Source organism: Desulfosporosinus sp. SYSU MS00001 (genome assembly GCF_049943955.1).
GTDB lineage: Bacteria > Bacillota > Desulfitobacteriia > Desulfitobacteriales > Desulfitobacteriaceae > Desulfosporosinus.
Genome location: NZ_JBNFTW010000003.1, coordinates 259,564 through 271,886, shown reverse-complemented (window position 1 = coordinate 271,886; position 12,323 = coordinate 259,564). Strand labels below are relative to the sequence as shown.

Here is a 12,323-nt window from a genome sequence, read left to right as displayed (position 1 = left end):
GTTAGTATAACCACGCACCCATACTAAGGATATTGCATTTGTATTAAGATATTGTGATGACTCTGTGGTGGGTATTTTAAGATCCTGTCAAGGTTATTTATCACACAATAGTAAAGAGGTTGACTTATCTCCGCCCGGGAAGATAAATCAACCTCTTCTCATTATTTTCGTAAAACTCCTCGTTTCTTATTTCATAATAATTCCTTCAGGATCAATAACTTTATAGAGCAAATCCAATTCTTCGTACGTAGGAGTCAGTGTTTCTCCCTGACACCGGGCAATATTAAGCTCGAAACTACAGTTTTCCCGACATTCCTCAGGTGTGAAACCAGGATGAACGGTGTCAAGATACATTTCGCCCTGCTTGTCAAAACGATAGACTCCCATATCAGAAATCACGGCGGCCGGACCGCCATTAAAGGCCGGTCCATAGACTTGTTGCTTGGGTACCCATTCTTTATCCGGCCAATGGGGAATTTTCCAACCCGGCGAGGTGATATAGCTGACTCTCTCCACAAAGCGCCGTTTTTGACCTAACTGAGGCATAATTAAAACACTTCTCTTCGCCAGGGAGTGAATATCTGAATTTCCGCCGCTGCCGGTAAGCCTTTTGCCCGTGGGCCCGCCCATAAAGGTGCAGTTAACGTTTCCATAGCGGTCAACTTCTGCCCCTCCCAGATAAGCTAAGTCAACCTTACCTGACTGGAGCTGCCCGAAGACATCCGTTAAACCATCGGCCACAGCTGCCTGATAACTGCAGCGGGCATCAGCTACCGAGGTCGGCAGATCAATAGGTCTGCCGTCAATTGACCCTGATTCATAAATGCATACAGCTGTAGGGGCTTGAGTATGCTGAGCAACCATGATCGCCAACATCGGCAGACCGGTCCCCGCAAAGACAATTTCACCATCCTTTACTTCTCGAGCAGCGGCACAGGCTAAAAGATCCATGGGCTTAAATTCGCCGGGTTTAGAATATCCTTTTTTGCTCTCCATTATCTCGACCCCCTTTTCATTGTCGAAGAATAGCCTAGAGCAGGATTGGCCCTTAGGGATTCCAGACGGCTGATTCCCAGCTTATTAAGATATTCCTGAAAATCTTTGACACCAAAGATCCATTCCTCAGCCCACTGATCAAAGCCTTCCTGAGTCCGAGTCGCTTTAAAAAAGCTGGCGATAAATTCACCGTCCGGTTCATGTACCCCATATAACCCCGTTGGGTGAGCACCCCAAGGCAACTCAACAATATAGTCAACCAGGTATCCCGGCAGCATATTGCGGGTTGGTTCCTTCCGTAAATATTCCTCTGGAACAATTTGTTCTGTGATAATAATATTGTGCTTCGAAGCTTTGATAACTTCCTGGTCACTGAATTTTAAGCCCTCAACTCTTACAGTTCCTTCATTACCTGCCATCTGAACATGGGTGATGCACCAGTCCGGATTAGCGGCAGGAACGAGGATGATCTCGGAATCTGTAAAAGGCTCTTTATACATCATGTATTTATGCTTGCCGATATGAGGATTGGAGCCATTACGGAGTCCTGCTTTACCAAGATTATCATTCTCCGGATTCAACATATCGCAGCCCATGGCAGAATAGGTCGGCAAAAAGGGCAGACCTTTTGCTCCGGCAGTTAACCGGTTTAAAATATGGATATGGGCCCAATCTTCGTATAAGATTTCGCCCTTTTCGATCCTGCGGGCAAGATTACTGCCAAATTTCCCATAAAGTTCGTGCCCACACCAGCTCGATTCCCATATACCAACGCAGCCGGCGCCGACAAGCATATCATCATGTGTCCCGCCATTGACCTCTACGAGATGAAGATTCCGCTTCTTCTGGCGAATCAATTCATAAATAGCAGCCATAGGACGACGCCAGACTGTAAATCCTCCGAAGGTTAACATATCTCCGTCATTGATCTGCCCGATGGCTTCTGTAAGGCTTACAACTTTAGGCCTAGCCATGACACAACCCCCTCACTGTTATTTCATTGCTTCACTCTGCGAACGTGTAAATCCAATTAATCTAAAAACGGCCGATAACTTCCCGTCCGATAATCATACGCTGAATTTGGTTAGACCCTTCGTAAATTTGAGTAATTTTAGCGTCTCTCATCATACGTTCGACCGGGTATTCCGAGCAATAGCCATATCCACCCATCAATTGCACGCAATTGGTGGTAACTTCCATAGCAGTGTCTGTGGCGAAAAACTTAGCCATTGATGCTTCCTTGTTATGAGGTAATTTATTGTCTTTGAGCCAGGCTGCTCGATAAATTAACATTTGGGCAGCCTCAATTTTAGTAGCCATTTCGGCAATCATAAACTGAACACCCTGATTCGCTGCCAACGCTTTGCCAAATTGTTGCCGTTCTCTGATGTAGTTCGTGGTATATTCCAAAGCCCCTTCAGCAATGCCCAGGCCCTGGGCGCCGATTGTGATGCGGCCGCCGGCCAAAAGCCCCATGGCGACAGCAAAACCGTTATTGATCTCTCCCAGGACATTTTCTTTAGGAACTTTCACGTTTTCGAAATTCAGTTCCACCGTTGGCGAACCATGCATTCCCATTTTCTCAACAGGCTTGCTGATGGTAAACCCCGGAGTGTCCTTCTCAATGATTAAGCAGGTAATCCCTTTGCCATTAGGCTGGGAGGGATCAGTTTTAACAAATGTGCAATAAGTTGTTGCCTGACCTCCATTGGTGATAAATATTTTGCTGCCGTTAACCAGGAAATGGTCACCCATATCCTCGGCCCTGCATTTCAGCGAACCAGCGTCCGATCCGGCATTAGGTTCGGTCAGTGCATATGCCCCGATAATCTCACCTGTGGACAGTCTTTTCAAATATTTTTCTTTTAGCCGCTGACTCCCATATAAGTAAATACTCATGCAGCCTAAGCCGGTGTGTACGCTGGTGATAACTGCCGTCGAGGCACAGGCTTTGGCTAATTCCTCAACAATAATTGCAAAGTCGAGATAGGTACCTCCTCCCCCACCCCATTCTTCCGGAACAGGAAACCCCGTCAGGCCCAATTCTCTCATTTTATTCCAGGTATCCATGGGGAACTCATGACTTTTGTCAATCTTTTCGGCCAATGGAGCAACCTGACTCTTAGTAAATTTCCTTACCATGTCCCTGACCATTAAGGTTTCGTCGCTGAGCTGAAATTCCATCCTGACTCCACTCCAATCTTTTTTAGTGATTACTATTAAAGTCCTTAGTCTGCATCAACACGAATCAGCATGGCGTCGCCTTGAGCATGACCGGCACAAATTCCACAAACCCCATATCCTCCGCCGCGACGTTTTAGTTCATAGGCTAAGGTCATGACAATCCGAGCGCCTGAAGCCCCAATGGGATGACCGTAGGCAATAGCCCCGCCGTTGACATTAACCTTTGCAAACATCTCTTCCTTGGTCATCCCCAGAATACTTCTGGCGCTTACGAGAACCACGGCTGCGAAGGCTTCGTTGATTTCGATAAGCTTTACATCTTCTAACGTCATATTGTTTTGTTCCAGAACCTTCTTGATAGAAAGGCCGGGAACTGTGGCAATGTCCTTCGTGGGCTGTGATACTTCCGCATAATCCACAATGGTAAAGAGAGGCTTCATCCCCAATTCATCAGCTTTAGCGCGGCTCATCAGCAGACAGACATCTCCCCCATCATTCGTACCGGGTGCATTACCGGCAGTTACACTCCCTGGCTTTCCGGTTACGGCACTGACATGATTGAACACCGGTCCAAGCTTAGCCAAACCTTCCAAGGTAGAATTGGCACGCGGCCCTTCATCCTTTTCCATAATTTCCTGTCCCTTTTTGACAGCAACGGGAAAAACCTCATCATCAAGCTTTCCTGCAGCAATGGCAGCCGAGGCAGCCAATTGGGAATGAAGTGCCCATTCGTCCTGATCTTCGCGGCTGAAGCCGAATTCATCGGCTACTTCGGAACCATGAATAGCCATATGCCGATCGTAAATGGAATCCCAAAGGCCATCTTTAACCATTAAATCTTCACAGGCAGCATTGAGCAGACCCATCCTCTTTCCGCGTCTCATATCAGGAAGGGCAAAGGGAATGTTGCTCATGCTCTCTTGTCCGCCGGCAATGACGATGTCCGCTCTTCCCAGGGCAATCATTTGCGCGGCTAAATCTATGGTTTTTACACCCGAAGAACAAACCTTATTCACTGTGATAGAAGGTACATGTTCGGGAAGTCCTGCTAAAAGAGTGGCCTGGCGGCTGGGAACCTGACCGCAGCCGGCTTGAACGACGTGACCCATAATGACATAGTCAACGTCACCAGGGGAAACCTTGCCTTCAGTTCTGTTGATCGCTTCTTTAATAGCTAAAGCTCCTAGTTGAGCGGCATCATACTCGACTAAAGCCCCAAGAGATTTACCATACGGAGTTCGGCAAGCCTCTACGCATACAACCTCTCGTTGTCGCGCAAAGGTATTGCCGATTTTCTGCCCCATGGTTGAATAATCAGGCTTTCGTTCGCCATAAGCACAGATTTTCGCATCTTTGTAGAAATTTTTTCTAACTATTTTGAGCTTTTGTACTTCCTTGGGCATCTGTCTTCCTCCATTCAAACTCTATAATTATTTTCGATATGTCCGAATCGTAAGAATTATTTTGCAATTAATATGCCATTGGAGCCTGTAGTCCTTTATAATCTTAAATTCAGTTGATACATCGGCCTATGCCGTCGCTAATCATGAACTTTATTAACCCTTCGAAGGTGCTTCTTTGTACATGTCAGCCTCTTATAGTACAAAAAAACGTCCCGAATGCGGACACATCTGTTCAAAGTGTGTCCGCTTTCGGGACGACGAGGGATACTTGAAAAATAGAATGTAAGTAAGTGAACTCGTTCAGCTAAAGCTGAACATCGCGGCTTCGGTGGCGAAAGCGCCTAACCCATAACAAATACTATCGGCTGAAGGATGGACTCTATCGAAGCAAGGTATGGGAACACTCCCACTTGAAGTGGGAGTCTTACGATTGGATCAAACTAGTTTTTCAAATTATATTTATTCAATTTATCGTAAAGCCTAGATCGACTAAGATTAAGGATTTTGGCGGCCTTTGTCTTGTTCCCGCCGGCTTTCTCTAAAGCAACGATAATCATGTTCCGTTCTATGCGGGCGATTTGATCTTGATGGCGAATTTCGCCAAAGCTTGCCTGGCCTTCAGCGGAACTGTTGCTTAGGAGTTGATTCGGCAAATGGGTTAAGCGAATCAAACCGCTGCGTGTGTAATTAACAGCCCTCTCGATAACATTTTCCAATTCACGAATATTTCCCGGCCATGAATAGTTTAAGAGGGCTGCCATGGCATCATCGGCAATACCTTTAACATTTCCTTTAAGAATATTATTGAATTTCGCGATGAAATAATAGGTTAACGGTTTAATATCTTCCCAACGCTCCCGTAAAGGGGGTAAATGCAGATTGATAACATTTAAGCGATAAAAAAGGTCGGCACGGAACTGACCTTCGGAAATAGCTCTATTAAGATTTTTATTTGTTGCTGCAATAATCCGGACATTAACTTTAATGCTTTTAGTACTGCCTAAACGTTCAAATTCACGATCCTGCAAAACCCTGAGCAGCTTGGATTGTAAGCCAAGAGGCATGTCGCCGATCTCGTCTAAAAAAAGAGTACCACCATCGGCAATTTCTAGACGTCCTTGTTTTCCGCTCTTTGCGGCTCCCGTAAATGCCCCCCTGACATAGCCAAACATTTCTGCTTCCATTAGGTTTTCCGGAATGGCTGCGCAATTCACCTTTATGAAGGGACCTTTCCAGCGATCACTACAGGCATGTACCGCCTGAGCAACTCCTTCTTTGCCTGTGCCGCTTTCCCCTGTAATTAAAACAGTGGAACTGCTTGAGGCCACAATTGTTATTTCTTCCTTCAGCTTTTTCATTTCGGTGCTTTCAGCAACAATATTATTCATAATATCTTGAGCAGTTTTGTTTCTCTGTAATTCTTCTTGAAAAAAAGTTACTTTGTTTTCCAGTAATCTTATTTTGTCAGCAAGTTCTCTGACTTCAGCAAGTTGGGGAAATACTGCTTTACCTACTGCACCCACAACCTCGCCTTCTCGAACAATGGGCAATCTGGAAACAATAATTGGCTTACCCTGAATTGTCATAACGTCACTTGTTTCCGATACACCGGAACCAGCTACTAAATGAAGCCTGCTGTCGGCCATAATTTCCGTGACGTGTTTTCCGACTATTTCCTTAGAGGGTAAGGCTAAAAAATCTACCATGGCCTGATTAACTAATGCCGTTTTTCCCTTTTCGTCTACCACAATAATACCATCATGAATAATATTAAGAACTGTATCAAAAGTCTTGTTTAAAGCTTTAACCGTCTCCAGTTCTTTAGCAGCCTGCTCCAAATCTGTAAGGTCTTGAAAAATTACAATTCCTCCGGCGATGCTGCCTCCGATAATTAAGGGAGTTATGTTAACAACCATGGTAATGTTGCCATGCTTATGTTTCAATCCTATTTTAACCTCACCATTGCCCAAAGCCGGAGTTAAGTCCAGATTCGGCAATAGTTTATCACACCCGCGCCCAAGACAGCTCTCAGGCTTTAAGCCTAATATACGGCTGGCGCCAATATTCAGGTGCGTTACTATTCCTTTGCTGTCAACGGCAATGACACCATTGTGCATGGAATCTAAAATAGCTTTTAATTGACCATTAAGCAGTTCGGAGTGTCTAAATAACGTCATAACCATGTTCGCTTTACATAAAAGTCCAATAACTTTGCCTTCCTTGTTAACGACGGGAACGGAGCCCACAGGACTCACTTTTACGAAATCGGCTAACTCTTCGTCGGAGATATCCTCGGAAATACTAATCACTTCTTTGATCAGGTAAGGATCGACAATATCTTGATGGGTTGCTCCGTTTAGGATTGCCCGATAAAGACTGCTCCTGCTAAATATACTCACAAGACTTCCTTTTCCATCTAACACGGGGATAATAGCAATTTTCAAATCCATGAAAATCCGCACAGCCTTGGCAATAGTGTCGCCAAGGTTTAAATATGAGATTCGCTTATTAGTCCCTTCCTGCAGGAGCATATTTGATCACTCCTTAATTTTATTCAAATCAGTTTCTTCTTGAGAAGTCCGAGAAGCTTGCACATTCCGTTAAAGTGTCCAACGGTTTTAACTAATTATCTATATATTCTTATTATTCTATACTTTTTAGATATTCCCTGCTCCTTCCCTTCTATATCAAAAAACCTATAAATACCTTCTTTATAAGTTTACTAGGCTTTTATAGCTCCAAGCAATATTTTCTCATTTTTTTCAACTCTTCATCAACGTCCAGTGAGGACTCTGTCCCACCGAATCAAGGTATGGGAACCACTCCCACTTCTACAAGTGGAAGTCTTGCAATGGATCAAAAAACAGACGGAAATTAATCCGTCTGTTTTTTGATATATCTTTGTTAAGTTACTGAGCATTTTTCCATAAACCATGTATCGTACAGTATTCTCGTACTTCCAGGACTTCTGAAGCACTTACTTTAAACAATGCTTCAGGTGGGTCATTGGGCTTGAGTTCCGCTCTAAGTACTTGATCTTTTGTCAACACCTCAATAAAGCGAATAAAATGTTTTTCTTCCATTGGATGTGCAACACTGCCTACTTTTACTTTAACCCAACCAGCAGACGGTTCGATGACGGGAATATGCTTTTCAGTGCTGGCCTCGGTAACACCCGCTTCCAATTTCTCCATGGGCTGATGGCAACACACTAAGGCAGGTGCTCCTGGATTCACTACTTCAACCACATTACCACAAATACTACACTTAAATAATTCTCTCAAATTCGTCATTTCTTATCCCTCCATAAAATCTCAATCGCGGCTCTTTATTTAACCTTTTCCGCTGCGCTTTCCTTAATCAACAGGTTCAAATTGATCTTTGCTAACACCGCATGTGGGACAAACCCAATCCTCTGGGATGTCTTCAAAAGAAGTGCCCGGTGCAATTCCTGAATCAGGATCTCCTAAGGCCGGATCATAAACATAACCACAAACAGTACATTGATATTTTTTCATTGTCTTTTCCCCCTTAATATAATGATTTTAGGTATTAAACTGATTGGTTATCAACGAAAAGCGGAGCATTTATCTTGTTATTATTTTATAATTAATTTAATTATAAATCAAGAATTAAATGCAGTTTTCTTAAAAATTTTTCCGATTTTTTTCGACATAGGTTGATAATAATTTAAAGTTTACAAATAACCGGTTCTCTATTCATTAATTGATCTCGCCATAACTTAAAGACACCTAAAGCGTCCTCCAGTTACTGAGTCCAAATCGAAGAATTTGTTCTAACGTTTGCAAAGTGCCAACAAAAGAAGGGTTTCCACATCGTGGAAGCCCTTCTTTAAAACGTATATTCGAAAAATCCTTAGATATGCTGAATATTCGGAATTCCTATATCCTGTTATCCTTCCTGGGCAGGCCCTTAATAGGTCGGAGCAATTTTATAAATTCCAAACTCCTTGTGCCCAAGACTTTCGGCCTTAGGCATATGCCCGTTGGCAGCTTCAACGACCATCTCGTAGATTCTTTTTCCGACTTGTTCAATTGTTTCTTCGCCGGAAATAATGGTTGAAGCATCAATATCCATGTTGTCTTCCATCATTTTAAATGTGCGCTCGTTGCCAGTGATTTTAATGACCGGGGCAATCGGACAGCCTGTTGGAGTTCCTCGCCCGGTAGTAAAGATAACGACGGTAGCTCCGCCTGCAACCATACCGGTAATTGACTCGATATCCTGACCAGGGGAATCCATAACATACAGGCCCTTGCCCTTGGGAACTTCCCCGTAGGCCAAAACATCCTGAATAGGGGCATGTCCTGCTTTATGGATACATCCCAAAGATTTTTCCTCAATTGAACTTATTCCGCCGGCAATGTTTCCCGGTGTTGGTTGACCGCCGCGTATATCGACGTTCAGGAGTTTTGCCCTCTCTTCACATTCGCGGACATAGCGGATTAATTTTTCTCCGATTTCCGGCGTCTTGCAGCGACGAGCCAAAACATGTTCAGCGCCAATAAATTCTGTGGTCTCTGAAAGCATAGAAGTACCGCCCGCGGCAACAAGCATGTCTGAGGCAATTCCACAAGCCGGATTAGAAGCTAAGCCGGAGGTGAAATCAGAACCGCCGCATTCGATAGCCATAACAAGCTCACTGACATCTATTTTTTCGGGCTGTAAATGAGCGACTTTGCGGGCAAGTTCACCAGCTTTGCGGAGCCCATCAGCCGTAGCTTTGAGCGTCCCGCCAACTTCCTGAATTACTATTACCTCTACTGGTTTCCCGGTAGCGGCGATTTCATCAGCGACCTCACGAATAGGAACACCTTCACAGCCAAGTCCGACGACTAGAACTGCTGCAACATTCGGATTCTTACCAAGGCCAATCAATGTGCGAACAGTTTGTTCATGATCAGCCCCAATTTGACAACAGCCATGCTGATTGGGAAGAGCTACCGCTCCGGGAACCTGAGCTGCAATATTAGCTGCAACTGTACTGGAACATACTGCCGTTGGAATTATAGCAATATGATTACGAATTCCTACTTTACCATCAGGACGTCTATATCCCAAAATCTCCATCATAAAATCCTCCCTTTTTACTTATCTCCACGACCGCGCAAGCTTTCCATGTTATGAACATGAACGTGCTGGCCGATTTTAATATCTGCAGTTGCGCCTCCAAGGCTTTCTCCGTATTTAATAACCTCTTCACCTTTTTTAATCTCCCGAATAGCCACTTTGTGACCAAGGGGGATATCCTGAAGAAGAATTACCGATTGTTCTTGCTCTCCAATAAAATAATGAATTTCGGTACCCGATGTAAAATCGTCCACTAAGGTGGCTACATTGTCTTTAACATTAATCACCACTGCTTGTTTTTTCAAAGAGATTCACCTCCAAAATTAATACCTAATTTATTCACGCAAAAAACATGCCATATTTTAATAATTGTTAAAATTGCAGCTTAAGAGACTCAACTCCAGGCTAATTAGGTGTTTGGAGTTAAGATTATTATTCTTTGCTCATAGATTACATCACAGAAAAAGCAGAATTGTTTTATAATCCAACAACGTTGTGTTGCAAATTAAAACAGTGCTGCTTTATGCAATAATCTATGCGAAATCACTATTACGCCCAGTTCTGAATATGGCAAGAGTGTGTTAAAAGGACCGTCCCCCTGACACTCCTGTCACTCCTGGCGTCTTTTGCGCCAGAGAGTTGAACGGTCAATGCCAAGACGTCTGGCAGCACGGGTAAGATTATGATTCTCTAACAGCACAACCTTCTCAATCACACGTTTTTCGATGTCATTTAAGCTTCCCTGAATAGATATAACGATTTCAGCAGGATCAAATGTCTCAGACAGCTGAGAAAAAGGAGCCTTTTGCTGGCTTTCAGCATTCAGATTAGATCGACCAAAGAGCTGGGCAGACTCGTTTTGGTTTTTAATAAAGGAAATAGCCATTAAACTTTCCGGAGGAATCAAATCGGTTTCAGACAGAACAACAAGTTTCTCAACGCAATTTCTTAATTCCCGAACGTTTCCGGGCCAGTGGTAGTTTTCAAAGGCTTGATAAACTTCTTCGGTATAGTTGAGCTTGGGCTTTCCCAATTTAGGAGCAAGCTCATGAAGGAATTGATTCATCAAAAGCCGGATATCTCCTTTTCGTTCCCTTAGAGGGGGAACCATTAACCCTAAAACATGTAACCGGTAGAATAAATCCGCTCGAAATTCGTTCTTCTCTACGGCTTCATTCAGCTTGCGATGAGTTGCTGAAATAAGCCGCACATCCACCGGAATTACCCGGTCACCCCCAACCCTCATAACTTCCTTTTCTTGCAAAACCCGCAGCAAACGAGCTTGGACATGAAGGGGCAATTCTCCGACCTCATCAAGAAAAAGAGTTCCTCTGTGGGCTAATTCAAAGAGTCCGGCTTTTCCGCCTTTACGGGCCCCGGTAAAAGCCCCCTCTTCATACCCAAACAGTTCACTTTCTAACAAATTCTCCGGCAAGGCAGCACAGTTTACAGCCACAAAGGGACCATTTTGACGCAGGCTCACTTGATGAATTCCCTGGGCTAAAATTTCCTTTCCCGTACCCGACTCCCCTTGAATCAAAATACTGCTGTCTGTAAGAGCGTATTTTTGGGCTTGATTTAGTACCAAACGTACAGTATTACTGTCTCCAATAAAATCCTTTAGTGAGAATTTGGCAATTAATCCTTTGTGATAGAGCTTTCGGCGAATATTATATTCAGCTTGCTGAATCTCCTGTGCATTCTGCAAAGTCACTACTGTGCCTAAGTGGACATCCCGAACAAGTATGGGGTAAAGATTTATAACTAAATCTCTTCCATTTACCCTTTCAGGGTGACCCGTGAGTTTTTTTGAATGAATCCCCTCCAGCAATTGAGATCGGAATAGAGTTTTGGCCGGCTTCCCTAAGATATCCGGAGTAAGCTCCAGCATTTTTAAGGCTTCTGCATTGATGTTAACAATTGCCTCGTTTTTATCAATAGTAACAACACCTTCATGAACTGCATTAAGAATTACAGTACTGAGAGCTGTTTTGGCACGATCCCTTTCCAGAGCTTCAATAAGCCGCTCAGCTTGTAAAATGGCAGCAGCAATTGATTCCGGCCCGGACTTAATGAGATGCACCGGTCGATTTAAAACTTCCGAATAGCGAACAGCAAGAGTGTCACCGATAATTAGTTTTGTTTGCGCCAACTCTTCTTTATTCAGAGACTGCAGCGAATCATTTTCTTCTTCAAGTTCATAGATAAAATAGTTAAGCCCAAACATTTCAGCAACAGTTTGACAGCCTTTAATAACGGAAGGAAAACCAATAATACCGAAATAACCTTCTATACTCCTCAAAGGATAGAAAGCCCGCAAGATATCATAACCGGTCACCTCAACGTCAACGACAGGAATAGTTACGGCTTGACGAATTAAGGAAGCTGTTCCTCCACGGCTAATAATTACTTCAACCCCATCATTAAGGGCATTTTTGGCAGCCGCCGCCCCATCACTCATATCAGCCACGATCACGCGGCACGGTTTTTTCAGTACCTTAACAGTTTTTCTAGCCTCTTCGGCAAGTTCTTCATAAGGGGCAACAAATAAAACACGCGAATAGTCCATAAGTCCTCCCAAAAGTTCTCGTTAAATGCTTAGTTGGTGCTCAAAGACACTGCCCTTCGCGCTTGATTGCCTTTGAGCGA

10 protein-coding genes are annotated in these 12,323 nt (G+C 43.9%); all 10 read right to left on the bottom strand.

Annotation, left to right across the window (positions count from 1 at the left end; genetic code table 11):
• Nucleotides 1-186: 186 nt before the first annotated feature.
• Nucleotides 187-996, bottom strand: coding sequence for a CoA-transferase subunit beta (locus tag ACPUYX_RS07810; RefSeq protein WP_426379164.1), 810 nt, complete (start codon nt 994-996; stop codon nt 187-189).
• A complete protein-coding gene (locus tag ACPUYX_RS07805; protein ID WP_426379163.1) occupies nt 996-1,970 on the bottom strand; it encodes a CoA transferase subunit A in 975 nt (324 codons plus the stop codon). Before ACPUYX_RS07805 ends, ACPUYX_RS07810 begins: the two co-directional genes overlap by 1 nt.
• A 61-nt stretch (nt 1,971-2,031) precedes the next feature.
• A complete protein-coding gene (locus ACPUYX_RS07800; RefSeq protein WP_426379162.1) occupies nt 2,032-3,180 on the bottom strand; it encodes an acyl-CoA dehydrogenase family protein in 1,149 nt (382 codons plus the stop codon).
• Between the two features lie 44 nt (nt 3,181-3,224).
• On the bottom strand, nt 3,225-4,583 hold the full coding sequence (locus ACPUYX_RS07795; protein ID WP_426379161.1) for a thiolase family protein: 1,359 nt from the start codon (nt 4,581-4,583) through the stop codon (nt 3,225-3,227).
• A 440-nt stretch (nt 4,584-5,023) separates the two neighbouring features.
• On the bottom strand, nt 5,024-7,114 hold the full coding sequence (locus tag ACPUYX_RS07790) for a sigma 54-interacting transcriptional regulator (protein WP_426379160.1): 2,091 nt from the start codon (nt 7,112-7,114) through the stop codon (nt 5,024-5,026).
• Nucleotides 7,115-7,492: 378 nt separating this feature from the next.
• Nucleotides 7,493-7,876: a desulfoferrodoxin gene (locus ACPUYX_RS07785; RefSeq protein ID WP_088228206.1), complete on the bottom strand. Its 384-nt coding sequence runs from the start codon at nt 7,874-7,876 to the stop codon at nt 7,493-7,495.
• Between the two features lie 63 nt (nt 7,877-7,939).
• Nucleotides 7,940-8,101, bottom strand: a complete 162-nt coding sequence (rd, locus tag ACPUYX_RS07780) for a rubredoxin (RefSeq protein WP_047808577.1) — start codon at nt 8,099-8,101, stop codon at nt 7,940-7,942.
• Between the two features lie 415 nt (nt 8,102-8,516).
• Entirely contained in the window at nt 8,517-9,674 is a 1,158-nt protein-coding gene (locus ACPUYX_RS07775) for a UxaA family hydrolase (RefSeq protein ID WP_426379285.1), read from the bottom strand.
• 17 nt (nt 9,675-9,691) lie between these two features.
• Nucleotides 9,692-9,979 carry a UxaA family hydrolase gene (locus ACPUYX_RS07770; RefSeq protein WP_088228209.1) on the bottom strand — a complete coding sequence of 96 codons (288 nt, stop codon included), beginning with the start codon at nt 9,977-9,979 and terminating at the stop codon, nt 9,692-9,694.
• 305 nt (nt 9,980-10,284) lie between these two features.
• A complete protein-coding gene (locus ACPUYX_RS07765) occupies nt 10,285-12,243 on the bottom strand; it encodes a sigma 54-interacting transcriptional regulator (RefSeq protein WP_426379159.1) in 1,959 nt (652 codons plus the stop codon).
• Between the last annotated feature and the right edge of the window lie 80 nt (nt 12,244-12,323).